Genomic DNA, 25,717 nt, shown 5'->3' on the forward strand with positions numbered 1-25,717 from the left:
GGCGCGGTCGGTTACGTCGGTTACGGGCGTACGGGGTCGAAGTCGGCGCCCTCGGTACGGCGCACGGCGAGCTTCCGGTCCTCCCCGACGCGTACGACGAGATGGGCGTGCCAGTTCTCGTCGTCGCGTTCGGGGTGGTCCTCGCGCCAGTGGCAGCCCCGGGTCTCCGCGCGCGCGGACGCGGCGGCGACCAGGACCCGGGCGACCAGCAGCAGGTTGGTGGTCTCCCACGCCTCGACGCCCGGTACGGCGGCCTTCTCGTCGGGCGCGCCGGAGCCCGGGGCGCCGTCGTGCAGCGCCTCCAGCTCCCGGGCGGCGGCGGCCAGGCTCTCGGCGGAGCGGAGGACCCCGGCGCCGCGGGTCATGATCCGCTGGATCGTCGTACGGGCCCCGGGGTCGAGCAGCGCGGCGCGCGGACCGCCCTCGGGGTGGACCGCCTCGGTGCGGGCGGGGCGGCGCTCGGCGATGTCGGCGGCGATGCGCTCGGCGAAGACGAGCCCCTCCAGGAGGGAGTTGGAGGCGAGGCGGTTGGCGCCGTGCACTCCGGTGCAGGCGGTCTCCCCGCAGGCGTACAGGCCGGGCACGGTGGTGCGTCCGTGCAGGTCGGTACGGACGCCGCCGGAGGCGTAGTGCGCGGCGGGCGCGACCGGGATCGGCTCGGTGACCGGGTCGATGCCGTGTTCGCGGCAGGCGGCGAGGATCGTGGGGAAGCGCCGCTCCCACATCCCGGCGCCGAAGTGCCGGCCGTCGAGGTACATGTGCTGGGTGCCGCGCAGCTGCATCTGGCGGGTGATGGCCTTGGCGACGATGTCGCGGGGGGCGAGTTCCGCCAGCTCGTGCTGCCCGGTCATGAAGCGCGTACCGGCGTCGTCGACGAGGTACGCGCCCTCGCCGCGTACCGCCTCCGAGACCAGCGGCTGCTGGCCCTCGGAGTCGGCGCCCAGGAAGAGGACGGTGGGGTGGAACTGGACGAACTCCAGGTCCGAGATCTCCGCCCCGGCCCGCAGCGCGAGCGCCACCCCGTCGCCGGTGGAGACCGGCGGGTTGGTGGTGGCGGAGAAGACCTGGCCCATGCCGCCGGTGGCGAGCACCACCGAGGGAGCGCGGACCGCGCCGACCCCGTCGTGCTGACCCTCGCCCATGACGTGCAGGCTGACACCCGCCGTACGGCCTTCGGCGTCGGTGAGCAGGTCGAGGACGAGGGCGTTCTCGATGGTGTGCAGGGCGCGGGTGCGTACCGCCTCCACCAGGGCGCGCGAGACCTCGGCACCGGTGGCGTCGCCGCCCGCGTGCACGATCCGGTTCCGGTGGTGGCCGCCCTCGCGGGTGAGGGCGATGTCGCCGCTCTCGTCGGTGTCGAAGAGCGCCCCGGTGCCGATGAGCCGGCGCACCGCGCCGGGGCCCTCGGTGACCAGGGTGCGGACGGCCGGCTCGTCGCAGAGGCCCACGCCCGCGACCAGGGTGTCGGCGAGGTGCTGCTCGGGGGTGTCGCCCTCGCCGAGCGCGGCGGCGATGCCGCCCTGGGCCCAGCGGGTGGAGCCGTCGTCCAGGCGCGCCTTGGTGACGACGACGGTGTCGAGTCCGGCGGCGACGCAGCGCAGGGCGGTGGTGAGCCCCGCCACGCCGGAGCCGATGACCACGACGTCGGCGTCGATGGTCCAGCCGGGTTCGGGGGCGGTCAGCCGTATTCCGGTCACGAGAGGGCTCCCAGGTCGAGGGGGATGTTGTCGATCAGACGGGTGGCGCCGACCCGGGCGGCGACGGCGAGGACGGCTTCGCCGCCGTCCCGGTCGTCGGGGACCTCGGTGAAGTCGGCCGGGTCCACCAGGGCGAGGTAGTCGAGCACGAGCGGCTCGGCGGCTCGGGCGGCGTCCTCCAGGACGGTCCGCGCGGCGGCCCGGACGGCCTCGGCGGTGCTGCCGTGCGGCGCGAGCGCCACGGCCTGGGCGTCGGCGGCGAGGCGGGACTCGCCGAGCGCGTTGAGCCCGGCGACCCGGTCGGTGCCGGTGCCCGCCGGACCGGAGCTGTTCCCCTCCCGTCCCGGGCCGCCGGTGGCCAGGGCGCGCTCGCGCAGCGCCTGCTGGGCGGCGAGCCGGTCGCGGGCCGCGAAGAGGGCGGCCGACAGGGCGAGGGCGGTACGCCGCTCGGCGGGCGACAGGAACCGGTTGCGGCTGGAGAGCGCGAGGCCGTCGGCGTCCCGGACGGTGGGTACGGCGGTGATCCCGATGCCGAAGTTGAGGTCGCGGACCATCCGGCGGACCAGCGCGAGCTGCTGGGCGTCCTTCTGTCCGAAGAGCGCCTCGTCCGGGCGGGTCAGGTGGAGGAGCTTGGCGACGACGGTGAGCATCCCGTCGAAGTGCCCGGGGCGCGAGGCGCCTTCGAGGCGCTCGCCCATCGGTCCGGCGGTGATCCGGACCTGCGGGTCGCCGCCCGGGTACACCTCCTCGGCCGAGGGGGCGAAGACCACGTCCGCGCCGGCCGCCGAGGCCACCGCGAGGTCGGCGTCCAGGGTGCGCGGATAGCGGTCCAGGTCGGCGGCCTCGCCGAACTGGAGCGGGTTCACGAAGACGGTGACCACGACCTGGCCGCCCGGTCCCGCCGCCTCGCGGGCGGCCCGGATCAGGGTGCCGTGGCCGTCGTGCAGCGCGCCCATCGTCATGACGACCACGCGGCGGGCGCCCGCCGGGCGGTCCAGCGCCTCCAGCGCGGCGGCGGTGTGCAGGAGGGCGGCGGTGTTCCCCGGTGCGGTGGAGGTGGCGGGTGCGGCGTTCATCGGGGCTCCCCCGGCTCGTCGTCGTCGGTGGGTGCGGGGCCGGCCGGGCGGCCGGTGCCGCGTGCGCCGTCCGCGAGGACGCCGAGCAGGTCCTCGGCGGACTCGGGCTTGAGCAGACCGTGCGCGAGGGCCCGGTCTGCGGTGGCACGGGCCATCGCGAGGTACCCCGCGACCATCTGCGGGGCGTGCGCGCGCAACTCGCCGACGTGGGCGGCGACCGTGCCCGCGTCGCCGCGCGCCACCGGGCCGGTGAGGGCGGCGTCGCCGGAGCGCAGGGCGTTGTCGAGCGCGGCGCCGAGGAGTGGGCCGAGCATCCGGTCGGGGGCCGAGACCCCTGCCTTGGCGAGCAGTTCCATCGCCTCGGCGACCAGCGTGACCAGGTGGTTCGCGCCGAGGGCGAGCGCCGCGTGGTAGAGCGGGCGGGCCTCCTCCTCGATCCACTCGGGCTCGCCGCCCATCTCGATGACGAGGGCCTCGGCGGCGAGCCGCAGCTCCTCGGGCGCGGTGATCCCGAAGGAGCAGCCGGCCAGGCGCTGGACGTCCACGGGCGTGCCGGTGAACGTCATCGCGGGGTGGAGGGCGAGCGGCAGGGCCCCGGCGCGCAGCGCGGGGTCCAGCACCCGGGTGCCGTACCGCCCCGAGGTGTGGACCAGGAGCTGGCCGGGCCGGACGGCGCCGGTGTCGGCGAGCCCCTGGACCAGGCCGGGCAGGGTGTCGTCGGGGACGGTGAGCAGCACCAGGTCGGCGCGGGCGAGGACCTCGGCGGGCGTCACCAGCGGTACGTCCGGCAGCAGGGCGGCGGCCCGGCGGCGGGAGGCGTCGGAGACGCCGGAGACGGCGACCGGGCGGTGCCCGGCGAGCTGGAGCGAGGCGGCGAGGGCGGGGCCGACGCGGCCCGCTCCGACGACGCCCACGGTGAGGCGGGCGGGGCGGTCCCTGGCGTCGAGAGGATCTCTCGGAGATGTCGTGTTCACGCGGCTATGGCCTTCCGTTCCAGTCCGCGGGGGGTACCGGACGATTCCTCTGCATGCTACGCCAGCGCCCCGCCCCGGTTCCGCTCTGTCCACAGCCTGTGGGTAACTTCCCGCGCCGGGCACCGGGTCTCCCGCGACCGCCCGCGAAACCCCCGGGTGGGCGGCCCGGACCGGGCGGGCGATGATCGTCGCATGGCAGCAACGGACGAACAGAAGATGCGGCAGCGCAGGCTGACCGCCTGGAAGGCCTCCCGCCGCATCCTGGCGCGCACCTCCTCCGACGGCACGCTCGGCGATCAGCTGGCCGCCCTCGCGGCCGGCGCCGGATCGGTGTACGACACCGACGAACCGGCCGACATCTACGGCGACGGGGTCGTCGCCGAGGTCGAGAAGCGGGTGGCCGGGCTCCTGGGCATGGAGGCGGCGGCGTTCTTCCCGACCGGCACGATGGCTCAGCAGGTCGCGCTGCGGTGCTGGGCGGCGCGTACCGGCAACGCCACCGTCGCCCTGCACCCGCTCGCCCACCCCGAGGTCCACGAGAGGGGGGCGCTCGGCGCGGTGAGCGGGCTGCGGACGGTGTATCCGACGACCGCGCCCCGGCTGCCCACCGCCGAGGAGGTCGCCGACTTCGCGGAGCCGTTCGGCACCCTGATGCTGGAGCTGCCGCTGCGGGACGCCGGTTTCACCCTGCCGGCCTGGGAGGAGCTGACCGAGGTCGTGGCGGCGGCCCGGGAACGCGACGCGGTGGTGCACCTGGACGGCGCCCGGCTCTGGGAGTGCACCCCGCACTTCGGGCGCGGGCTGCCGGAGATCGCGGGCCTCGCCGACAGCGTCTACGTCTCCTTCTACAAGTCGCTCGGCGGCATGTCCGGAGCGGCCCTGGCCGGCCCCCGGACACTGATCGAGGAGGCCCGCACCTGGCGGCACCGCTACGGCGGCCAGCTCTTCCAGCAGTACCCTGCCGCGCTCGCCGCCCTCATCGGCCTGGAGAACGAGCTGCCCCGGCTGCCCGAGTACGTGGCCCATGCCAAGGTGGTCGCCGGTGCGCTGACGGAGGCGTTCCAGGAGTCGGCGGTGCCGTGGTTCCGGCTGCGCCCCGAGCCCCCGCACACCCATCAGTTCCACCTCTGGCTGCCGTACTCCACCGAGGTGCTGGACGAGGCCTCGGTGCGCCAGGCCGAGGAGACCGGCACGACCCTCTTCCGCCGCTGGTCCGCGGGCTCCCAGCTGCCGCCCGGGGTCGCGTACACCGAGGTCACCGTGAACGCGCCGGGTCTTGAGTGGACGGCCGAGGACGTACGGGACGCGGTGCGCGCGTTCGTCGCCCGCCTGGGCTGAGCCGGTCCGGGGCCGGGCGGGGTGGCCGGCGGGCCCGCCGCCGTCACCACCCGCGCCGTCACCACCCCCGCCAGGCCCCGGCCCTTCTGCGGGCTTCCGCCTCGCGGCGGGCGCGGTACCGGCGGCGGAGGTCGTGCAGGACCTCGCGGTCGTGGGTGCCGGGCAGGGGCGGCGGGCGTTCGCCCCGCCTGCCCGCACGCCAGGTGTCGTACATCTGCTGCTGTATCGCGTCCATGGCTTCAGCCTGCGCGGACCCGCCCCGCACCGCGCGCCGATTGACGTCTCCCGTCAAGCGAAGTGCGCGGCCGGGCCGGCACCCCGCACCATGGTCGGGTGAGCGTGACCATCGACATCGCCGGGCTGCCCGCCGACCGCATCCTTTTCGAGACCTCCCCCCTGGCCGAGCTGGGGATGGCGCTGCACGCGCTCTCGGAGCCGGGGCACCACCCCGGGCTGCACGGCTGGGTCACCGCGACCGCCGCCGCGCTCCCGCCGGACCTGGCGGACCGGCTGCACGAGGCGGAGTTCCTCTGGCGGAACACCTTCTCCGACATCTTCGTGCCGTTCGCCGGTCTGCCGGGCGGCAGCGGCCGGGCCGGCGCGACCCTCGCCGAGGACATGGACACCCTGGACCGGCTGAGCGAGGAGCAGTTCGTCTCCGCCGCCCTGGAGTTCACCTCCTGCACCTTCTACGGCACGGGCACCGCGTCCCCGCTGACGAACGCGGCGGCGGGCGAGCGAGCACGGGACATGGCCGCCGCGCGCGGCCCGCGCCAGACCGACTTCACCGAACGGCTGCTGGCCGACCCGGGCTCGGTACGCGCCTGGCTCCGGCGGCTCTTCGAGGACTGCGAGGAGGCGTTCTTCGCCGACACCTGGAACCGGGCCCGCATCCCGCTGGTGGCCGACGCCCGGCACAAGACGGAGGTGCTCCGCCGCAAGGGGCTGGCCGAGGCGGTCGGCGCGGTCTCGGCGGCGCTCTCGCTGAGCGAGGACGGCGAGCGGATCGTGGTCGACAAGCTGAACGCGGCCCGGACCACCGCGACCGGCCCCGGAGTGGAGCCCGGCATCACCCTCGTCCCCACCGGTTTCGGCTGGCCGCACCTGATGATCGGGCACGCCCCGGCGTGGCGGCCGGTGATCCTCTACCCGGTGCACCGCCCCGAGCTGCCCTCGCCCGCCTCGGTGGAGCTCGTCCGGCTGCGCCTGGAGGCGCTGGCCCACCCGCAGCGGCTGCGGCTCTGCCGCAACCTGGCCCGCGCCCCGCACACCACCGGCGAGCTGGCCGAAGCGCACGGCATCACCTCCCCCGAGGTCTCCCGCCACCTGTCGGTGCTGAAGAAGGCGGGCCTGGTCACCACGCGCCGGCGCGGCCGGTACGTACTGCACCAGCTGGATCTGACGGTCGTCGCCCGGCTCGGCAGCGACTTCCTGGAGGGCGTGCTCCGCTGAGCGCGGCGCGTCGGGTCAGCGCGCGCCGCCCGCGCGGACCAGCCCCGTCTCGTAGGCCATGACGACGACCTGGACCCGGTCGCGCAGCCCGAGCTTGGTGAGGATGCGGCCGACGTGCGTCTTCACCGTGGCCTCCGAGAGCACCAGCCGACCCGCGATCTCGCCGTTCGACAGCCCCTGGGCGACCAGCAGCATCACCTCGCGCTCCCGCTCGGTGAGCCGCTCCACGCGCTTGTCGCCGGGGCTGGAGGTGGCGCTCGGCAGCATCGGGGAGAACCGGTCGAGCAGCCGCCGGGTGGTGGACGGCGCGACGACGGCGTCCCCGCTGTGCACCGAGCGGATCGCGTTCAGCAGCTCCCCGGGCGGCACGTCCTTGAGCATGAAGCCGCCGGCCCCGGCCTTGAGCCCGGTGAAGGCGTACTCGTCCAGGTCGAAGGTGGTCAGGATGAGCACCTTCGGCGGGTTCTCCTGCGCGCAGATGCGGCGGGTGGCCTCCACCCCGTCCAGCCTCGGCATGCGGACGTCCATCAGGACGACGTCCACGGCGGTGGCGCGGAGCACCTCGATCGCCTCGGCGCCGTCGCCCGCCTCGGCGACCACCTCCATGTCCGGCTGGGCCGCGAGCACCATGCGGAAGCCGGTGCGCAGCAGCGCCTGGTCGTCGACGAGCATCACGCGGATGGCTGTCATGGGTCGGGGGTCCTGTCTCGTGGGGTGTGGAGTGGGGGTCAGGTGCCCGGTTTCAGCGGGAGCAGCGCGCTGATCCGGAAGCCGCCGCCGGGGCGGGGGCCCGCGTCGAGGGTGCCGCCGACCATGCCGACCCGTTCCCGCATGCCGATCATGCCGTGGCCCGCGCCGTCCGCTCCGCCGTCCTCGTACAGCTCGTGCGGGGCGCCGCGTCCGTCGTCCTCCACGAGCAGCCCGAGGCCGTCGTCGAAGTAGACCAGCCGCACGCTGGCCCCGGCGTCGGGGCCGCCGTGCTTGCGGGTGTTGGTGAGCGCCTCCTGCACGATGCGGTACGCGGTCAGCTCGACGCCACTGGGCAGCGGGCGCGGGGTGCCCTCGACGGTGAAGTCGACGGCGAGGCCGGCCTTGCGGACCTGTTCGACGAGTTCGTCGATCTGCTCGACGTCGGGCTGGGGGACGTACTCGCCGCTGGTCTCGGTGTCTCCGGTCCGCAGGACCCCGAGCAGCCGGCGCATCTCGGCGAGGGCCTGGCGGCCGGTGGTGGAGATGGTCTCCAGAGCCTGGCGGGCCTGGTCGGGTGCCGCGTCCATGACATAGGCGGCGCCGCCGGCCTGGACCACCATCACGGAGACGTTGTGGGCGACGACGTCGTGGAGCTCGCGGGCGATCCTGGCGCGCTCGGCGGCGACGGCCACCTTGGACTGGGCCTCGCGTTCGCGCTCCAGCCGGGCGGCCCGCTCCTCCAGCGCGCGGAAGTACGCGCGCCGGGTCCGCAGCGAATCACCGAGCACCCAGGCGAGCACGAACGGCACGGTGAGCACGACCACGACGAAGGCCTGCTGGACCCAGCCGCCCTCCTGCTCCGGCCAGCGCGCCTGCGAGATCCCGGCGGCGAGCAGGCCGCAGGCGAGCGCCAGCCGGGACGCCCAGCGCTCCCCGGCCGCGGCGACGGTGTAGATGATCACCAGCAGGGCGAAGTCGGCGATGCCCGTCTCGACGCCGAGCGCAACCTGGGCGATCCCGATCCCGAGGGCGAGCAGCAGCATCCGCTCGGGCATCCGCCGTCGCAGCGCCATCACGGCGCAGAGCCCCAGGATGACCGGCACCGAGCAGACCCGCTCCCGCAGCCCTGCCGGGGGTTCGGCCACGAAGGCCACCCCGGAGAGCCCGAGCAGGACGACGGCCCAGAAGCAGTCGACGCCCGTCGGGTGTCTGCGGAGGAAGTCGTAGAGGCGCTGCACGTTGCCAGCGTAGGGAAGGGCGCGGGTACCCGGGTCAACCGGAGGGCCGATCCGGTACGGCGGCCCGTACTCCCGAAGGTGGAGAGGTGCCGGAGAGCGATGCCGGAGACTTGGCCCCGTGACGGAAGAATGGCTCGGATGGGGTGCGGCGGCGCGGGCCGCGCTGTACGGCGACGGTGGGTTCTACCGGAGGCCGGAGGGCCCGGCCGGGCACTTCCGTACCTCGGTGCACGCCTCCCCGCTCTTCGCCTCGGCGGTGGCCCGGCTGCTCGCGGAGACCGCCGAGGAGCTGGGTACGGACACCGTCGGCCTGGTGGACATGGGCGCGGGGCACGGGGAGCTGGCCGCCGGGGTGCTGGCCGCCGCTCCGGCGGGGCTGCGGATCACCGCGTACGCCGTGGAGCTCGCGGACCGTCCGCCGGGCCTGGATCACCGGATCGAGTGGTGCGCGCGGTTGCCGCAGGGCGTCACCGGGCTGCTCTTCGCCAACGAGTGGCTGGACAACGTGCCGCTCGACGTGGCGGAAGTCGATGCGGACGGCACCGCCCGGTACGTCCTTGTCCGGGCCTCGGACGGCGCGGAGCGGCTGGGCGGTCCGGTGTCCGGCGCGGACGCGCGGTGGCTGGAGCGCTGGTGGACACCGGCCGCCCCCGGCGACCGGGCCGAGATCGGGCTGCCGCGCGACCTGGCGTGGGCCGAGGCGGTCGGCTCGCTGGCGGCGGGGCGCGCGGTGGCCGTGGACTACGCCCATGTACGCGGCGCCCGGCCGCCGTTCGGCACCCTGACCGGGTTCCGGGCCGGCCGCGAGGTGGACCCGGTGCCGGACGGCTCCTGCGATCTCACCGCCCATGTCGCCCTCGACGCCTGTGCCGCCGCCGGGGCACCCCCCGGCGGGCCGGCGCCCGAACTCCTCGACCAGCGCGCCGCCCTGGGCCGCCTCGGCGTCAGCGGTGGCCGGCCGCCGCTGGCGCTGGCCTCCACCGACCCCGCCGGGTACCTCCGGGCGCTCGCGGCGGCGGGCGAGGCGGCCGAACTCACCGCCCGCGGCGGGCTCGGCGACTTCGGCTGGCTGGTGCAGCGGGTGGAGTGAGCGCCGTCGGCCGCACCGCTCCGTGCGTGCGGGTCCGACCGTCCGCGCGAGGGGACGACCGCGCAAGGAATACTGGGCCGCATGACGGAGACGACGGTCGGCATCGGTGGCGCGGCGGAGAGCACCGACATGGTGCTCAACATCGGTCCTCAGCACCCCTCCACGCACGGTGTGCTCCGGCTGCGGCTGGTCCTGGACGGCGAGCGCATCCTGAGCGCCGAGCCGGTCATCGGCTACATGCACCGGGGCGCCGAGAAGCTCTTCGAGGCCCGCGACTACCGGCAGATCGTGATGCTCGCCAACCGCCACGACTGGCTGTCGGCGTTCTCCAACGAACTCGGTGTCGTGATGGCCGTCGAGCGGATGCTCGGCATGGAGGTCCCCGAGCGGGCCGTCTGGACGCGGACGCTGCTGGCGGAGCTGAACCGCGTCCTCAACCACCTGATGTTCCTCGGGTCGTATCCCCTCGAACTCGGCGGCATCACGCCGATGTTCTACGCGTTCCGGGAGCGCGAGGAGCTCCAGGCGGTGATGGAGGAGGTCTCCGGCGGCCGGATGCACTACATGTTCAACCGGGTCGGCGGCCTCAAGGAGGACCTCCCGGCGGGCTGGCTCGGCCGGGCCCGGGACGCGGTGGCCTCCGTACGCTCGCGGATGGACGTGTACGAGGACCTGGTGCTCGGCAACGAGATCTTCCGGGGCCGCACCCGCGACGTCGGGGTGCTGACCGCCGGGGCGGTGCACGCGTACGGGGTGTCCGGGCCGATCGCCCGCGCCTCCGGCGTCGACTTCGACCTGCGGCGCGACGACCCGTACCTCGCGTACGGGGAGCTGGCCGACGTACTGAAGGTCGTCACCCGGACCGAGGGCGACTGCCTGGCCCGCTTCGAGTGCCTGCTGGAGCAGACGGTCAACGCGCTGGACCTCGCGGACGCCTGTCTGGACCGGATGGACGCGCTGGCGCCCGGGCCGATCAACCAGCGGCTGCCCAAGGTGCTCAAGGCCCCCGAGGGCCACACCTACGCCTGGACCGAGAACCCGCTCGGCATCAACGGCTACTACCTCGTCTCCAAGGGCGAGAAGACGCCGTACCGGCTGAAGCTCCGCTCCGCCTCGTTCAACAACATCCAGGCGCTCACGGAGCTGCTGCCGGGCACGCTGGTCGCCGACATGGTCGCGATCCTCGGCTCGCTCTTCTTCGTCGTCGGTGACATCGACAAGTAGCTCGCGGAAAACCCCCGGGGGCCGTCCCCGTCGGGAAGCCGGAACGGTCAGACATGACCCAGGTCGATGACCTTGCCCACCGCGCGCGGGTCGCCGGCGTGGCCGCGGTGCACGGCCAGCGCCTCCTCCCCGACCACGTCCGCGAGGTCCTCCTCCCGCACGGGCCCGGACTCCCGCACAGGCCCGGACTCCCGCACAGGCCCGGACTCCCGCACGGGCCCGGCCTGCTGCACGGACCCGGACCGCTGCCGCTGTCCAGGTGCCGTACCCGCCCCGTCCGCCCCGGCCGCCGGTCCCGTGCCCCCGGGCTGGGTGCCGAAGAAGTCGAACCCGCCCTGCGGCACCTGCGCCCGGCGCGGCGCGGAGTGCGGTACGAGGGCCGAGGCCGCGGGGACCGTACGGGCCAACCGGGCCGGCACCGGGGACGGACCGGCCGCCCGGGGTGCGGGCAGCGCGGGCTGCGGAGCGGGCTGTTGGCGCGGTGCGCGCGGGGGCAGGGCCGCGAGGTCCGCCGGGTGCGCTCCGTCGCCGCTGGTGCCGTTGGCCCGGTGGTCGGTGGCATGGCCGCCGTACGCGGCGTGGTCGCCGTACCCGTCGGCCGCCGGGTCGCCGTACTCCCCCGCCGCCGCGTGACGGCCCCTCGGGCCGCCCGTCTCCGCGGCCGACTCCCGGGCGCGCTCGGCGAGATCCCGCTGCCGGGCCTGCTCGGCGGTGCGGCGGGCCTCCTGGAGCGCGGCGTTGCGGGGCAGGTCGCGCAGGGCGCGGGCGGCGGCGAGGTACGCGGACGGGGTGGGCGTGGACCGGGCGGGCGGCAGCGCGATCGGGGTGGCCGCCGCCTCGATGGCGAGCTGCCTGCGGCCTTCCAGCGCGCTGGCCCGCTCGGTCTCGGCGGTGGCGTAACGGCGCAGCAGACCTGCGTGCTCCCCGCGCAGTCCGGCGAGCTCCATCCGCTTGGAGCGCAGTTTGGTCTCCAGCCGGACGCGCAGCTCGCGCGCCTCCTCCAGCTCCTGTTCCAGCTCCGCCGCCCGCTCCTCGGCCCGCCATTCGGCACCGGCCTGGGCCCGCTGGAGCTCCGCTACGCGGAGTCCGGCGGCCTGGTCCCAGGTACGCATCAGATACGCGCCGACGAGACCGGTGGCGGCGGCCGCCGTCGCGAGCAGGCGCAGCGGGAGTGTGTCCAGGGGCGCCCACGCACCGGCGGCCAGTGCGACCGACACTCCGGCCACCGCGGAGGGCGGCAGCAACTTGTGCAGGGGTGGCGAATGGCGATGGCGTCCACGGGGCATGGCTGGAATTTACCGCGTGCGATCGGCGTACGGGAGTCCGCCCGGCTATTTGTTCCCCTGCGGTTACCTGACACCGCGTCGGACAACGCGGGCGCCTCATTCCTCCCGCTGTCCGGCGGCCGGAGATCCCGTCAGGAAATCACCGGCCGCCGGGCGGCGGTCACCCCGGATACCGCCGCCGGATACCGGCCGCCGATACCGGCCGCGTATACCGGCCGCCCGATACCCGGGCGGACGTATACCCGGGAGGACGGATACCCGCGAGCCGGATACCGGGGGGACGGGCCGTCAGCCGATCAGCTTCTTCGAGGTCAGATACTCCTTGGCGACATCCGCCGGCTTGGCGCGCTCCGCGTCGACCTTGCGGTTGAGTTCCGCGAGGTCCTCCGTGGTCAGCACCCCGGTGACCTTGGCCAGCAGTTTGGCGACCTCGGGCGACCCGGCGTCCTTGGCATTCACCACGGGCAGGAGGTTGTCGGCGTTCTGGAGGTGCTTGTCGTCCTCCAGGAAGACCAGGTCGTACGCGTCCAGGACGGCGTCCGTGGTGGTGCTCAGCACCAGCTGGTCCACGCCGTCCTTCACCGCCTGCTTGGACTGCGGAGTACCGACGCCCTTGGGGTCGATACCGGCCACGTCAATGCCGTACGTGGCCTTCAGCCCGGGGGCGCAGAAGGGCCGCACCGCGCACTCGTCGCCCGCCGCGATCTTCACTTTGATCTTCGACTTACCAAGATCGGAAAGGGTCGTCAGCTTGTTCTTCGCGGCGAATTCCTTGGTCACCGCGAACGCATTCTGGTCGACCGCCTCTCCGGCCGGAAGGGCCTTCAGGCCGAGCGGGGTCGCCAGCTTCTGCAGCGCGGCGACGGTGGCCGCCACGTCACCGGAGGCGACCGGGGTCTTCTCCGCCTCCTTCGCGCCGTTCACCTTGGCGTTGAGGAATTCCGCCAGGGTCGCCGCGTATTCGGGGATGACGTCGATCTCGCCCTTCTCCAGGGAGGGTTCGTACAGCTCCCGGTTCTCCACCGTGGTGATGGAGGTCTTCCAGCCTCCGTCGGCGAGGATCTGGGAGTAGAGCTCGGCGAGCACCCTGGACTCGGTGAAGGCCGCCGAACCGATGACGAGCGTGCCCTTCCCGGTGTCCGCCGGGGCGGAGGAGGCGGCGTCCTTGCCGCCGTCCTTCTCCAGACTGTCGCCCCCGCAGGCAGCGAGCGATCCGGCCAGCGCGATCGTCCCGATGACCGCACCCGCTATGCGCGAGGTTCTGCTCATGTTCCTTCTCCGTCCAGGGATGTTGAGAATCGTGAGGCTGTTGACGTTGTCGCGTGAGGCTTTCGGAGTGGTCGTGTGCGCGGCGCTCACGCCCGGCGCCCCCGCCGCCGCAGCGGCGACAGCAGCCGGTCGAGCGCCAGCAGTACGCCCTCCACGGCCAGGGCCAGCAGGGCGACCAGGACCGCTCCCGCGAACACCTGGGCGGTGTCGTACCGGTTGAACCCGGCGGTGATGACGCGTCCGAGCCCGCCGAGCCCGGCCATCGCCGCGATCGAGGCGGTGGCCACCACCTGTACGGCGGCGGACCGCAGCCCGGACATGATCATGGGCTGGGCGAGCGGCAGTTCCACCCGGAGGAAGACCTGCGTCCCGGACATCCCCATGCCCCGGGCGGCCTCCACCACCGCGCGGTCCACCCCGGTCATGCCGACGTACGTGTTGGTGAGCAGCGGCGGTACCGCGAAGAGCACCAGGGCGATCACGGTCGGCAGATAGCCGGAGTTGCGCAGCGGCGTGAGCATGAAGAGGGCGAGCACCGCGAACACGGGCACGGCCCGGCCCACGTTGGAGATGTTGATGGCGAGCGCGCCGCCCCGGCCGAGGTGGCCGAGCCGGAGCCCGAGCGGCAGCGCGATCGCGCAGGCCACCAGGAGGGCGAGCCCGCTGACGTAGAGGTGTTCGGCGAGGCGGTGCGCCGCACCGTCGGGGCCGGACCAGTTGGAGCCCGTGACCAGCCAGGTCCAGGCGTCGGCGACCACTCCCACGGCTCAGCCCACCTCCTTCGGCGCGGCCTGCGCCACCGGCGTCTTCCTGGTCGCACGTGCCGTCACCGCCGCGGGCGCGCCCGCCCGTACCCGGGTCCACGGGGTCAGCCACCGCTGGACCCCGAGCAGCAGCAGGTCCGCCGCGACGGCGAGCAGCACACAGAGCACCGAGGCGGCGAGCACCTGGGCCTTGAAGAGGCTGGGCAGGGCGTCCCGGATGAGGTTGCCGAGCCCGCCCTTGCCGACCAGCGAGCCGACCGTGGTGAGCGCGACGGTGGAGACCGAGGCGATCCGCAGACCGGCCATCAGCGCGGGCAGCGCGAGCGGGATCTCGACCTCCCAGAGCAGCCGTACGGGCCCGTACCCCATGCCGCGCGCGGCCTCCTTGGCCTCCTCGGGCACCGCTTCGAGCCCGGCCAGGATGTTCCGTACGAGGATGGTCAGCGAGTACAGCACCAGTCCGGTGACCACCAGCGCGGCGGACAGCCCGAACACGGGCAGCAGCAGGGAGAACATCGCCAGCGAGGGCACGGTGTAGATCACCGTGGTCAGTCCGAGGACCGGTCCGGCGAAGTGCCGCCCCCGGCGGGCGAGCAGGGCCAGCGGGAACGCGACCACCAGGCCGATCGCCACCGACACGGCGGTGATCCAGACGTGCTGGACGGTCGCGTCCACCAGCTCCTGGCTGCGGGAGCGCAGGTACTCGCCGCAGATCCAGTCGTTCGTCACCAGGCAGTTCGCCGCAGCCATCCGCCCCCACCTCCCCATCCCCCGTGCCGGCCCGATTCCGGGGTACGGGCCCGTCCCGGGCCTTTCGGCGGCGGGCATGCGGACGAGCCTATCCTCGTCCACGGACCCGCACGGAGGCCGTCCCGTTCCAGCAACACGCCCGTCACAGAGGGCGTGCCACAAGGGGGAATCATGATCCGGTTCGAGAACGTCACCAAGCGGTACGCCGACGGCACCACGGCCGTCGACTCGCTCTCCTTCGAGGTGGCCGAGGGCGAACTCGTCACGCTCGTCGGCCCGTCAGGATGCGGCAAGACGACCACCATGAAGATGGTGAACCGGCTGATCGAACCCACCGAGGGGCGTGTGCTCCTCGACGGCGAGGACATATCCGCCGTCGACCCCGTCGAGCTCCGGCGCCGTATCGGCTATGTGATCCAGCAAGTGGGCCTCTTCCCGCACAGGACGGTCCTGGAGAACACCGCCACCGTTCCCCATCTCCTCGGCTGGAAACGCGCCAAGGCCCGGGAACGTGCTGCCGAACTCCTCGACCTGGTCGGCCTCGACCCGTCCGTGCACGGCGACCGCTACCCCGATCAGCTCTCCGGTGGACAGCGCCAACGCGTGGGCGTGGCAAGGGCGTTGGCCGCCGATCCGCCGGTCCTGCTGATGGACGAGCCGTTCGGCGCGGTGGACCCGGTGGTCCGCGAGCACCTCCAGAACGAGTTCCTGGGGCTCCAGGAGCGGGTCCGTAAGACCATCCTCTTCGTCACCCACGACATCGAGGAGGCGGTACGCCTCGGCGACCGGATCGCCGTCTACGGACAGGGCCGCATCGAGCAGTTCGACTCCCCCGCCCGGGTGCTCGGCGCCCCCGCGAACCCGTACGTCGCGGACTTCGTCGGCGCCGACCGCGGCCTGAAGCGGCTCTCGGTCACCCCCGTGGCCGAAGCCGACCTCGGCCGGCCCCCGGTCGCCCGCCCCGGCGAACCGCTCCGGGACGCCACCGCCCGGATCACCGGGGACGGCTCCCGGTGGGCGGTGGTGCTGGACGACCAGGACCGCCCCCTCGGCTGGCTGCCCGCCGGAGCCGAACCGCCCTCCCCGGGCGAGGACGCCACCGTCCGCGACGGGCTGCGGCCCCTGGACGCCCGCCTCCCGCTCGGCGCCCCGCTCCGCCGCGCCCTCGCCACGATGCTCCAGCACGACGCGGGGTGGATCGCCGTCGTGGACGACGAGGAGTCCGGCCGCTACCTCGGCACCCTCACCCCCGACCGGCTGCACGCCGCCCTGCGCCGCTCGGTCGGCGCCGACGCCGCGGACCGGTCCGGGGCGGAGGCCGCGCCGGGGAAGGAAACGGCCGGGCGGGCCGGCTGACGGGCGGGGGCGGGACCGGCGGCCGTACGCGCCCCGGTACCGCCACGCTCTACGCTGGACGTATGAGTAGCTTGCGCGGACGGGGCACGGTCGAGGGCCTGCCGGAGTGGGACCGCTGTGCGGTCATGGGTGTCGTGAACGTGACCCCCGACTCCTTCTCCGACGGAGGCCGGTGGTTCGACACCACGGCCGCGATCAAGCGCGGGCTGGCCCTGATGGCCGACGGCGCGGACCTGATCGACGTCGGCGGCGAGTCGACGCGCCCCGGGGCGAGCCGGGTCGACGAGGACGAGGAGCTGCGCCGGGTGGTGCCCGTCGTACGGGGGCTGGTCGCCGAGGGGGCCGTCGTCTCCGTGGACACCATGCGGGCCCGCGTCGCCGAGCAGTCGATCGCGGCCGGCGGCGTGCTGGTCAACGACGTCAGCGGCGGTCTGGCCGACCCGGACATGGTCCGGGTGGTCGCGGAGACCGGGGCACCGTTCGTCGTGATGCACTGGCGCGGTTTCAGCGAGTCGATGAATGCCCGCGCGGTGTACACGGACGTGGTGGGCGAGGTCGTCACCGAACTGCGCGAGCGCATGGACGCCGTGGTCGCGGGCGGGGTCGCCCCCGAGCGCATCCTGATCGATCCGGGCCTCGGCTTCGCCAAGGACACCGCCCAGGACCTCGCGCTCGTCGCGCACCTGGACGCGCTGCGCACGCTGGGCCGCCCGCTGCTGGTGGCCGCGTCCCGGAAACGGTTCCTCGGCCGGACCCTGGCCGGCCCGGACGGCACCCCGCCGCCGGCCCGGGAGCGCGACGCGGCGACCGCCGCGATCTCCACGATCTCCGCCCTGGCAGGCGCCTGGGCCGTCCGGGTCCACGAGGTCCGGGCCAGCGCCGACGCCGTACGCGTGTGCCGTGCCGTCGAAGGAGCCGTGTGACCACGCCGCCCGCGGGCTCCGGCGGGGACGACACCCCCGGCATCCCCGACGCGGCCACCGACGTCGCCGCCGTGGAGCAGGCGAACACCGACTTCTACGAAGCGATGGAGAGCGGCGACTACGAACGGCTCGCCGGCCTCTGGCTGCCCGGCGAGGACCTCACGGTCTCCTGCGTCCACCCCGGCTGGCCGGTGCTCCGGGGCCGTGGCGACGTACTGCGCAGCTACGCGCTCATCATGGCGAACACCGAGTACATCCAGTTCATCCTGACCGACGTGGACGTCGCCATGACCGGGGACACCGCCCTGGTCAACTGCACGGAGAACATCCTCAGCGGCGGCCCCGCCGAGGGCGACGACACGGTCGGTCCGCTGGTCGGCCAGCTGGTCGTCGCGACCAACGTGTTCCGGCGCACCCCGGACGGCTGGAAACTCTGGTCGCACCACGGGTCCCCGGTCCTGACCGAGTCCGACGACGAACCGGAACCGGAGTCCCCGGCCTGATCAGGCCGATCCGGCCGGATCAGGCCGGATCAGGCCGCTCACGGCACTCCGAGCACTCCAGGCACTCCATGCGCGGGGGGATTGAGCCCCCGGCACAGCGGGTATACGCGGACACCAGCCCCCGTGGGGACGGCGGACACCCCTCGCGGGGCGAGTGCCGGACAGACCCGAGGCCCGGCTCTGTCGGTGCTCGCGGGTAGATTCGGAAGAAGGCGTCTTCGCCGGGGCGCGGTGCCGCTATGCCGGGGCGCGCGGGCCCGGCACCCTCCGAAAGGAAGGTTCCCGCGCCTCGTGGACCAACAACAGCAGGAGTGATTCGCGTGGATCGTGTCGCGCTGCGCGGCCTCAAGGCCCGTGGACACCATGGCGTCTTCCCCCGGGAACGCGAAGAAGGCCAGACCTTCATCGTGGACCTGGCCCTGAGCCTGGACACCCGTGCCGCCGCGGCCGCCGACGATCTCTCGCGGACCGTGCACTACGGCATCGTCGCCGAAGAGGTCGTCGCCATCGTCGAGGGCGAGCCGGTCGACCTGATCGAGACCCTCGCCGAACGCATCGCCCAGCAGTGCCTCAAGCACGAGGGAGTCCACGAGGTCGAGGTGGTCGTCCACAAGCCGGACGCCCCGATCACGGTCCCCTTCGACGACGTGACCATCACCATCATCCGGAGCCGAGCATGACAGCATTTTCCGCCCGCGGGCAGAGCGATCCCACTGTCCAGCCGGTGCCGGCCTCGGTCGTCCAGCAGGTGGACGACGCCGACATCACCCTCTCCAACCCGAAGCGGGCCGTGATCTCGCTCGGCTCCAACCTGGGCAACCGCCTGGAGACGCTCCAGGGGGCCATCGACGCCCTGGAGGACACCCCCGGCGTCCGGGTCAAAGCGGTCTCCCCGGTGTACGAGACGGAGCCCTGGGGCGTCGAGCCCGGCTCCCAGCCGTCGTACTTCAACGCGGTGGTCGTGGTGAAGACGACGCTGCCGCCGTCCTCGCTGCTGGAGCGCGGCCACGCCATCGAGGAGGCCTTCGACCGGGTCCGCGAGGAGCGCTGGGGCCCGCGCACCATCGACGTCGACATCGTCGCGTACGCCGACGTGGTCTCCGACGACCCGCACCTCACGCTGCCGCACCCCCGGGCCGGCGAGCGGGCCTTCGTGCTCGCGCCCTGGCACGACGTGGACCCCGAGGCGCAGCTGCCGGGCGCCGGTCCGGTCGCCGAGCTGCTGGCCGGAATCGGACGGGACGGCGTGCTGCCCCGCGCCGACCTGGAACTCCGCCTGCCCGAGTAATCGTTAGGCTCTGAGGGCTGTCCCCGGTCCACCCGGATCACGGACAGCCCCGGGCAGACATGTACGGACGGACCCCGCGGACGGATCGCGGGCTGATCGCTGACGGACAGCGGACGGACCGCGGACGGACCGCGGTCGGCGAAGGGCGGCTTGATCGGTGAGGCAACTACGGCTCCGGGTGCTGGCCGGGCTCTTCGTCGGCGCGGGCGTGCTGTCCTGGGCCGGTGCGCGCCTCTGGAACGCCCTCGGCACCCTGCCGAGCGTCCCGCTCGCCGGTCCGATCGTGCTCGCCGCCATCGCCGCGGTCCTGCTGGCGACGGCCCTCTCGATCCGGTCCCGGCTGCGCGCCCAGCGCGAACGCCGCCCCGGGGCCAAGGGCGTCGAGCCGCTGATGGCGGCCCGGGCGCTCGTTTTCGGCCAGGCCAGTGCCCTGGTGGCCGCGCTGGTCGCCGGGGTGTACGGCGGCACGGGCGTGTTCCTGCTCAGCTATCTGGACCTGCCGCCCCGCCGCGACCAGGCGATCTACGCGGGTGCCGCCGTGGTGGCGTCCTTCGCCGTCATCGCCGCGGCCCTGTTCCTGGAGCACGTCTGCAAGCTCCCCGAGGACCACGACGACGACAAGAGCGTGGCAGCGGCCTGAGCCCCGGCCCCGCCGCCGCGCGGCGGGGCCCCTCCCGGCTCAGCGCGCCATGATGAGGCTCATCGCCTCGGCCCGCGTCGCCGGGTCGCGGAGCTGCCCGCGCACCGCCGAGGTGATCGTCTTCGCCCCGGGCTTGCGGATCCCGCGCATCGACATGCACATGTGCTCGCACTCGATGACGACGATGACGCCGCGCGGCTCCAGGATCTCCATCAGGGACTCGGCGATCTGCGTGGTGAGCCGCTCCTGCACCTGCGGCCTGCGGGCGTAGACGTCCACCAGGCGGGCCAGCTTGGAGAGCCCGGTGATCTTCCCCGAGGTCGCCGGGATGTACCCCACGTGCGCGACCCCCCGGAACGGCACCAGGTGGTGCTCGCAGGTGGAGAAGACCTCGATGTCCTTCACCAGGACCATCTCGTCGTGCCCCAGGTCGAACGTGGTCGTCAGGACGTCCTCGGCCTCCTGGAAGAGCCCCGCGAAGATCTCCCGGTACGCCCGCGCGACGCGCCCCGGGGTCTCCCGGAGCCCCTCGCGGTCCGGGTCCTCGCCGACCGCGAACAGCAGCTCCCGTACAGCGGCCTCGGCCCGCTTCTCGTCGAACTCGCCGTACGGGCCGTTCGCGTACGCGCCGTCCAGCGTCACCGGGTCGGTCATCTGTGCCTCGTTCCTCTGCGCGCCGGCTGCGCGGTGCCTGCACGGCCCAACGAAAAGCCGCGCCCCCACAGGCTAAAACCTGGGGGGCGCGGCATCCATTCCGGTACGGGCGGGCGGCGGGTGAGGGCCGTCACACCTGTGCGGTACGGGGGTCAGCTCTCCGGACGGTCCTCCGAGGAGATGTCCTTGGTGCCGGCGGTGGTGTCCGAGGACGCCGCCGAGCCGTTGGCGCTCGCCGAGCCGTTCGTCAGGGCGAGCTCCTTCGGCGAGAGCACCGGCGGACGCGTCGACGGGGTACGCCGGGCCGAACCGGTCCACGCCGGGCGGGCCGGGCGCTTCACGATCGGGGCGAAGATCTCCGCGATCTCCTCCTTGCCCAGGGTCTCCTTCTCCAGGAGCTGGAGGACCAGGGTGTCGAGGATGTCCCGGTTCTCGACCAGGATCTCCCACGCCTCGTTGTGCGCGGTCTCGATGAGCTTCTTGACCTCTTCGTCGACGAGCGCGGCGACCTCTTCCGAGTAGTCGCGCTGGTGACCCATCTCGCGGCCCACGAAGGGCTCGGTGTTGTCACCGCCGAACTTGATCGCGCCGAGCCGCTCGGTCATGCCGTACTGCGTCACCATCGCGCGGGCCGTGGCACTGGCCTTCTCGATGTCGTTGGCGGCACCCGTGGTCGGGTCGTGGAAGACCAGCTCCTCGGCCGCACGCCCGCCCAGCATGTACGCGAGCTGGTCGAGCATCTCGTTGCGGGTCGTGGAGTACTTGTCCTCCTCCGGGAGCACCATCGTGTAACCGAGGGCACGGCCGCGGGAGAGAATCGTGATCTTGTGCACCGGGTCCGACTGGGGGGAAGCCGCCGCGACCAGGGCGTGTCCGCCCTCGTGGTACGCGGTGATCTTCTTCTCCTTCTCGGACATGATCCGGGTCCGCTTCTGCGGGCCGGCCACGACGCGGTCGATCGCCTCGTCCAGGGTGGAGTTGTCGATCAGCTTCTTGTTGCCGCGCGCCGTGAGGAGCGCCGCTTCGTTCAGCACGTTCGCCAGGTCGGCACCGGTGAAGCCGGGGGTGCGGCGGGCGACGGCGTTGAGGTCGACGTCCTCCGTTACCGGCTTGCCCTTCTTGTGCACCTTGAGGATCTCCAGACGCCCCAGCATGTCCGGGCGGTCCACGGCGATCTGGCGGTCGAACCGGCCCGGGCGCAGCAGCGCCGGGTCGAGGATGTCCGGCCGGTTGGTCGCCGCGATCAGGATCACGCCGCCCTTGACGTCGAAGCCGTCCATCTCGACGAGCAGCTGGTTGAGCGTCTGCTCGCGCTCGTCGTGACCGCCGCCCATGCCGGCGCCGCGGTGGCGGCCGACGGCGTCGATCTCGTCGACGAAGACGATCGCCGGGGCGTTCGCCTTGGCCTGCTCGAAGAGGTCGCGCACCCGGGAGGCACCGACACCGACGAACATCTCGACGAAGTCGGAGCCGGAGATCGAGTAGAACGGCACGCCCGCCTCGCCGGCGACGGCGCGCGCGAGCAGTGTCTTGCCCGTACCGGGCGGCCCGTAGAGCAGGACGCCCTTCGGGATCTTGGCGCCGACGGCCTGGAACTTCGCCGGCTCCTGCAGGAACTCCTTGATCTCGTGGAGCTCCTCGACGGCCTCGTCCGAGCCCGCCACGTCGGCGAACGTCGTCTTCGGCGTGTCCTTGGTGATCAGCTTGGCCTTGGACTTGCCGAACTGCATGACCTTGGAGCCGCCACCCTGCATCTGGTTCATCAGGAACAGGAAGATGACCACGATGAGGACGAAGGGCAGGAGCGACAGCAGGATCGAGAGGAACGGCGACTGCTTCGACGGCGAGACGGTGTAACCCTTCTCGATGTCGCCGTTCTCGAACTTCTGCTGCATCGTCTCGGCGAGATCGACGCCCTGGGTGCCGATGTAGCTGGCCTGGAACTTGCTGCCGGACTCGCCCTTGAGCTTCTCGCCGTCCTTCAGCTCGATCTTGAGGATTTGTTCGTCACCGGTGGTCAGCTTGGCCGACTCCACCTGGTTCTTGCTGATCGCCTGGACCACCTTGGCGGTGTCCACCGTCTTGTAGCCGCCGGACGAGCCGACGACCTGCATCAACACGACCACGGCGAGGACGGCCAGCACGATCCACATGACCGGCCCACGGAAGTATCGCTTCACGTCCATCCATACGGAGCGAAGTCGCCCCGTCCCTCCTGCCCGTAGGTAAATGCTGCTGTGAGATTGAGACTGCTCTTCGGACCGTACCCCAGCATTGTGGCCTTCGACCGCCGAGGACGTACCGGAAACCCTTATTCGAGACCTTCAACGGCGGGAGCGCGGTAAGGGTTCCCGGCCGCCGCCGCGTTCCGGGAACGGCCCCGGCCGGCGTGCGGCGGGGGCCGTTCTCCCGGCGGGGGTGTCAGCCGCCGTACACGTGCGGGGCGAGGGTGCCGACGAACGGGAGGTTGCGGTACTTCTCCGCGTAGTCCAGCCCGTAGCCGACGACGAACTCGTTGGGGATGTCGAAGCCGATCCACTTCACGTCGATCGCGACCTTCGCGGCGTCCGGCTTGCGCAGCAGGGTGCAGACCTCCAGGCTCGCCGGCTCGCGCGACCCCAGGTTGGAGAGCAGCCAGGAAAGCGTCAGCCCGGAGTCGATGATGTCCTCGACGATCAGGACGTGCTTGCCCTTGATGTCGGTGTCCAGGTCCTTGAGGATGCGGACGACGCCGGAGGACTGGGTGCCCGCGCCGTACGAGGAGACCGCCATCCAGTCCATCGTGGCGGGGGTGGACAGCGCGCGCGCCAGGTCGGCCATGACCATCACCGCGCCCTTGAGGACCCCGACGAGGAGCAGATCCTTGCCCGCGTACTCCGCGTCGATCTTGGCGGCCAGCTCGACGAGCTTCGCGTCGATCTCTTCCTTCGTGAGGAGCACCGACTGGAGGTCGCTGCCCATGTCCTTCTCGTTCACCCGCGTCTCTTTCTTCGCCCGCCCGGCCCGGTGCGTGTCACCCGGGCCCGGCCGGCCGTCTCGCCTGCACTTCAGCCGCTTGCTCTTCAGCTCTGCCGGATGACCAGTCTGCCACCCTGCCGCCGGGCTTCGACGCGGCCGGGCAGGTTGAGGGCGCGCTGGCCCCGCCAGCCGGTGATCAGCCGGTCCACTTCCTCGACGTGGCGGGCGAAGAGCGAACCGGCCGGGGCGCCCGCGTCGATCACGGCACGGCGCAGTACCCGGCGGCGTACGGCGGGCGGCAGCGCCCACAGCTTGGCGCAGTCCAGCTCGCCGTCGTCGTCGCGCACGGCGCGCTCCGCCTCGGCGGCCCAGCCGTCCAGGGCGTCGGCATCGTCCCGCGAGAGCTGGGCCGTACGGGCGAGCGCCTCGACGACGCCCTTGCCGAGGGCCTTCTCCAGGGCGGGCAGGCCCTCGTGGCGGAGGCGGGAGCGGGTGTAGGCGGGGTCGGCGTTGTGGGGGTCGTCCCAGACGGGGAGGGACTGGACCAGGCATGCCTTGCGGACGGTCTGCCGGTCGAGCTGGAGGAACGGGCGGCGGTAGCGGCCGGCCGGCCCGGAGGCGGCGGCCATGCCGGAGAGCGAGCGGATGCCGGAGCCCCGGGCGAGCCCGAGCAGCACTGTCTCGGCCTGGTCGTCACGGGTGTGGCCGAGCAGGATCGTGGCGGCACCGTGGCGCTCGGCGGCGGCGTCGAGCGCGGCGTAGCGGGCGTCGCGGGCGGCGGCCTCGGGGCCGCCTTCGCGTCCGACGTGGACGGCGACGGCCTCGACGGGGTCGAGGTCCATGGCGGTCAGCCGGGTGACGACCTCGGCCGCGCGCAGTCCGCTGCCGGTCTGGAGGTTGTGGTCGACGGTGATGCCGCCGGCCCGGACGTCGAGCTTGCGGGCCTCGAAGGCGAGGGCGGAGGCGAGCGCCATGGAGTCGGCGCCGCCGGAGCAGGCCACCAGAACGAGCGGGCGGTGGACGGCTGCGGGCCGTTCGGGGAAGGCCGTCCGGCCGGCTCCGCCGGCTTCGGCGAGGCGGGGGTTCTGGGTGCGGAGGGTGTGTTCGGTGAGTACGTCGTGGAGTACGCGGCGGACCGCCAGGCGTATCGCCGCGACCGCAGGATGGGGACCCATGTCCGGTGCCCTTCTGGAGTTCTGGGGGGTGCCTCCGAGAGGCGGGACGGCGAAGTGCCGTCCCTGGACGTCACTCAGAGTGCGTCGATGGTGACAGAGGCAGGCTGTTCATCGAGCATTGCACGGCTTCCCATGCCCTCATGGTCCCTCGGATGGGTGATTGGAGGACCTTTATCCGGTCGTGGGCCGCGTCAAGATCACGAATCTGCCTTACGGTGCACGCGCGCGACCCACTCCGCGGGGGCGGCGATCTCGGCCTTCGTCGGGAGGGTGTTGGGCGAGGTCCACACCCGGTTGAACCCGTCCATACCGACCTCGGCGACGACGGCGCTCACGAACCGTTCTCCGTCGCGGTACTGACGGAGCTTCGCGTCCATCCCGAGCAGTTTGCGCAGGGCCAGGTCGAGGCGGCCCGCACCGCGCGCCCGGCGCTGCTGGAACTTCTCGCGGATCTCGGCGACCGAGGGGACCACGTCGGGCCCGACCCCGTCCATGACGAAGTCGGCGTGCCCCTCCAGCAGGGACATCACCGCGGTGAGCCGGCCGAGGATCTCGCGCTGGGCGGGCGTCTGGACGAGTTCGACGAGGCTGCGGCCGCCGCCCTCGCCGCGCTCCCCCTCGGGCCGCCCGCCGACGAGCGACTGCACGGCTTCGCGCAGCTGTTCGACGAAGGTGGCGGGGTCCACATCGGTCTGGTCCAGGAAGGACTGGATCTCGCCCTGGAGGTGGTCGCGCAGCCACGGCACCCCGGTGAACTGGGTGCGGTGGGTCTCCTCGTGGAGGGCCACCCAGAGCCGGAAGTCGTGCGGGTCCACGTCGAGTTCGCGCTCGACGTGGACGATGTTCGGGGCGACCAGGAGCAGCCGGCCGCCGCCCTGGTCGAGGGCGGGCAGCTCCCGGCTCGCGGGCGCGAAGGTCTCGTACTGGCCGAGCACCCGGGAGGCGAGGAAGGAGAGCAGCATGCCGAGTTCGACGCCGGTCACCTTGCCGCCGACGGCCCCGATGACGCTCTGGCCGGGGCCGCCGCCGCGCCGCTCGGACATCTTGGAGAGCAGTGGGCGCAGGAGTTCGCGGAACCCCGCGACGTTGGCCTTGATCCAGCCGGCCCGGTCCACGACCAGGACGGGTGTGTCGGCCGGTACGGGGGCCCCGGGGCCCACCGGGATCATCCGGGTGAAGGAACGGACGTGTTCCTCCGAGGCCTTGGCGTGGCGGCGCAGCTCCGCGACGACGGCGCGCGCCTCCTCGCGGTCGGTCTCGGGACCCGGCCGCACGAGCCGGGTCGCGGTCGCCACCGCGAGATTCCAGTCGACCATCTCGGCACCACCGATGCTCGTCATGCGTCAACCGTACGTGAGGGTGCGCTCCCGTG

25 protein-coding genes are annotated in these 25,717 nt (G+C 73.1%); 10 read left to right on the top strand and 15 right to left on the bottom strand.

Annotated features, from left to right (window positions below; genetic code table 11):
• Positions 1–20 precede the first annotated feature (20 nt).
• The 3 genes from ACWCSV_RS14055 to ACWCSV_RS14065 are packed head-to-tail and all read right to left on the bottom strand — an operon-like array spanning position 21 to position 3,747.
• A complete protein-coding gene (locus ACWCSV_RS14055; protein ID WP_451141848.1) occupies positions 21–1,697 on the bottom strand; it encodes an L-aspartate oxidase in 1,677 nt (558 codons plus the stop codon).
• The gene (gene panC / locus ACWCSV_RS14060; RefSeq protein WP_451141850.1) at positions 1,694–2,773 is read right to left on the bottom strand and encodes a pantoate--beta-alanine ligase; all 1,080 of its coding nucleotides are present in this window, start codon (positions 2,771–2,773) and stop codon (positions 1,694–1,696) included. The genes ACWCSV_RS14055 and panC overlap by 4 nt, the downstream gene beginning before the upstream one ends.
• A complete protein-coding gene (locus tag ACWCSV_RS14065) occupies positions 2,770–3,747 on the bottom strand; it encodes a Rossmann-like and DUF2520 domain-containing protein (protein WP_451141852.1) in 978 nt (325 codons plus the stop codon). Before ACWCSV_RS14065 ends, panC begins: the two co-directional genes overlap by 4 nt.
• A gap of 192 nt (positions 3,748–3,939) precedes the next feature.
• Between ACWCSV_RS14065 and ACWCSV_RS14070 the strand changes: the two genes are divergently transcribed.
• On the top strand, positions 3,940–5,085 hold the full coding sequence (locus tag ACWCSV_RS14070) for a threonine aldolase family protein (RefSeq protein WP_451141854.1): 1,146 nt from the start codon (positions 3,940–3,942) through the stop codon (positions 5,083–5,085).
• Positions 5,086–5,143: 58 nt separating this feature from the next.
• Here the strand turns inward: ACWCSV_RS14070 and ACWCSV_RS14075 are convergent, their stop codons facing one another.
• On the bottom strand, positions 5,144–5,320 hold the full coding sequence (locus ACWCSV_RS14075) for a hypothetical protein (protein WP_451141856.1): 177 nt from the start codon (positions 5,318–5,320) through the stop codon (positions 5,144–5,146).
• A 104-nt stretch (positions 5,321–5,424) separates the two neighbouring features.
• Here ACWCSV_RS14075 and ACWCSV_RS14080 point away from each other — a divergent pair, with 104 nt between their 5' ends.
• The gene (locus tag ACWCSV_RS14080) at positions 5,425–6,537 is read left to right on the top strand and encodes a DUF5937 family protein (RefSeq protein ID WP_451142089.1); all 1,113 of its coding nucleotides are present in this window, start codon (positions 5,425–5,427) and stop codon (positions 6,535–6,537) included.
• Between the two features lie 15 nt (positions 6,538–6,552).
• On the opposite strand, the gene ACWCSV_RS14085 is transcribed toward ACWCSV_RS14080, so the two are convergent.
• Together ACWCSV_RS14085 and ACWCSV_RS14090 are read right to left on the bottom strand one after the other, a co-directional pair.
• The gene (locus tag ACWCSV_RS14085; RefSeq protein WP_451141858.1) at positions 6,553–7,227 is read right to left on the bottom strand and encodes a response regulator; all 675 of its coding nucleotides are present in this window, start codon (positions 7,225–7,227) and stop codon (positions 6,553–6,555) included.
• Positions 7,228–7,265: 38 nt separating this feature from the next.
• Positions 7,266–8,465 (bottom strand): sensor histidine kinase, encoded by a 1,200-nt coding sequence (locus ACWCSV_RS14090; RefSeq protein ID WP_451141860.1) that lies wholly within the window; start codon positions 8,463–8,465, stop codon positions 7,266–7,268.
• Positions 8,466–8,583: 118 nt separating this feature from the next.
• On the opposite strand from ACWCSV_RS14090, the gene ACWCSV_RS14095 reads away from it, so the two are divergent.
• Positions 8,584–9,555 carry an SAM-dependent methyltransferase gene (locus tag ACWCSV_RS14095; protein WP_451141862.1) on the top strand — a complete coding sequence of 324 codons (972 nt, stop codon included), beginning with the start codon at positions 8,584–8,586 and terminating at the stop codon, positions 9,553–9,555.
• 81 nt (positions 9,556–9,636) lie between these two features.
• The gene (locus tag ACWCSV_RS14100; RefSeq protein WP_327177184.1) at positions 9,637–10,779 is read left to right on the top strand and encodes an NADH-quinone oxidoreductase subunit D; all 1,143 of its coding nucleotides are present in this window, start codon (positions 9,637–9,639) and stop codon (positions 10,777–10,779) included.
• A gap of 47 nt (positions 10,780–10,826) precedes the next feature.
• Here ACWCSV_RS14100 and ACWCSV_RS14105 read toward each other — a convergent pair whose 3' ends face one another.
• The 4 genes from ACWCSV_RS14105 to ACWCSV_RS14120 all read right to left on the bottom strand — a co-directional run bounded on the left by ACWCSV_RS14105 (position 10,827) and on the right by ACWCSV_RS14120 (position 14,848).
• Positions 10,827–12,065, bottom strand: a complete 1,239-nt coding sequence (locus tag ACWCSV_RS14105) for a hypothetical protein (RefSeq protein ID WP_451141864.1) — start codon at positions 12,063–12,065, stop codon at positions 10,827–10,829.
• A 288-nt stretch (positions 12,066–12,353) separates the two neighbouring features.
• The gene (locus ACWCSV_RS14110) at positions 12,354–13,334 is read right to left on the bottom strand and encodes a glycine betaine ABC transporter substrate-binding protein (RefSeq protein WP_451141866.1); all 981 of its coding nucleotides are present in this window, start codon (positions 13,332–13,334) and stop codon (positions 12,354–12,356) included.
• Between the two features lie 86 nt (positions 13,335–13,420).
• Entirely contained in the window at positions 13,421–14,098 is a 678-nt protein-coding gene (locus tag ACWCSV_RS14115) for an ABC transporter permease (protein ID WP_390958502.1), read from the bottom strand.
• 3 nt (positions 14,099–14,101) lie between these two features.
• Entirely contained in the window at positions 14,102–14,848 is a 747-nt protein-coding gene (locus tag ACWCSV_RS14120) for an ABC transporter permease (RefSeq protein WP_451141868.1), read from the bottom strand.
• 171 nt (positions 14,849–15,019) lie between these two features.
• On the opposite strand from ACWCSV_RS14120, the gene ACWCSV_RS14125 reads away from it, so the two are divergent.
• From ACWCSV_RS14125 to ACWCSV_RS14150, 6 genes are all read left to right on the top strand, one after another.
• The gene (locus ACWCSV_RS14125; protein WP_451141870.1) at positions 15,020–16,204 is read left to right on the top strand and encodes an ABC transporter ATP-binding protein; all 1,185 of its coding nucleotides are present in this window, start codon (positions 15,020–15,022) and stop codon (positions 16,202–16,204) included.
• A 62-nt stretch (positions 16,205–16,266) separates the two neighbouring features.
• Positions 16,267–17,127 (top strand): dihydropteroate synthase, encoded by an 861-nt coding sequence (gene folP / locus ACWCSV_RS14130; protein WP_451141872.1) that lies wholly within the window; start codon positions 16,267–16,269, stop codon positions 17,125–17,127.
• Positions 17,124–17,630 carry a nuclear transport factor 2 family protein gene (locus tag ACWCSV_RS14135; RefSeq protein ID WP_451141874.1) on the top strand — a complete coding sequence of 169 codons (507 nt, stop codon included), beginning with the start codon at positions 17,124–17,126 and terminating at the stop codon, positions 17,628–17,630. The genes folP and ACWCSV_RS14135 overlap by 4 nt, the downstream gene beginning before the upstream one ends.
• A 320-nt stretch (positions 17,631–17,950) precedes the next feature.
• Positions 17,951–18,310, top strand: a complete 360-nt coding sequence (gene folB, locus ACWCSV_RS14140; RefSeq protein ID WP_451141876.1) for a dihydroneopterin aldolase — start codon at positions 17,951–17,953, stop codon at positions 18,308–18,310.
• Positions 18,307–18,918 (top strand): 2-amino-4-hydroxy-6-hydroxymethyldihydropteridine diphosphokinase, encoded by a 612-nt coding sequence (gene folK, locus ACWCSV_RS14145; RefSeq protein ID WP_327177175.1) that lies wholly within the window; start codon positions 18,307–18,309, stop codon positions 18,916–18,918. The genes folB and folK overlap by 4 nt, the downstream gene beginning before the upstream one ends.
• 157 nt (positions 18,919–19,075) lie before the next feature.
• Entirely contained in the window at positions 19,076–19,558 is a 483-nt protein-coding gene (locus ACWCSV_RS14150; RefSeq protein WP_451141878.1) for a DUF3180 domain-containing protein, read from the top strand.
• Between the two features lie 39 nt (positions 19,559–19,597).
• Here the strand turns inward: ACWCSV_RS14150 and folE are convergent, their stop codons facing one another.
• The 5 genes from folE to ACWCSV_RS14175 all read right to left on the bottom strand — a co-directional run bounded on the left by folE (position 19,598) and on the right by ACWCSV_RS14175 (position 25,685).
• The gene (gene folE, locus ACWCSV_RS14155; protein WP_451141880.1) at positions 19,598–20,212 is read right to left on the bottom strand and encodes a GTP cyclohydrolase I FolE; all 615 of its coding nucleotides are present in this window, start codon (positions 20,210–20,212) and stop codon (positions 19,598–19,600) included.
• Positions 20,213–20,364: 152 nt separating this feature from the next.
• On the bottom strand, positions 20,365–22,398 hold the full coding sequence (gene ftsH / locus ACWCSV_RS14160; RefSeq protein ID WP_451141882.1) for an ATP-dependent zinc metalloprotease FtsH: 2,034 nt from the start codon (positions 22,396–22,398) through the stop codon (positions 20,365–20,367).
• Positions 22,399–22,633: 235 nt separating this feature from the next.
• A complete protein-coding gene (gene hpt / locus ACWCSV_RS14165; protein ID WP_275496049.1) occupies positions 22,634–23,173 on the bottom strand; it encodes a hypoxanthine phosphoribosyltransferase in 540 nt (179 codons plus the stop codon).
• Positions 23,174–23,274: 101 nt separating this feature from the next.
• Positions 23,275–24,345: a tRNA lysidine(34) synthetase TilS gene (gene tilS / locus ACWCSV_RS14170; RefSeq protein WP_451141884.1), complete on the bottom strand. Its 1,071-nt coding sequence runs from the start codon at positions 24,343–24,345 to the stop codon at positions 23,275–23,277.
• 197 nt (positions 24,346–24,542) lie between these two features.
• On the bottom strand, positions 24,543–25,685 hold the full coding sequence (locus ACWCSV_RS14175) for a zinc-dependent metalloprotease (RefSeq protein ID WP_451141886.1): 1,143 nt from the start codon (positions 25,683–25,685) through the stop codon (positions 24,543–24,545).
• Between the last annotated feature and the right edge of the window lie 32 nt (positions 25,686–25,717).

This window comes from Streptomyces sp. NPDC001770, from assembly GCF_053596135.1.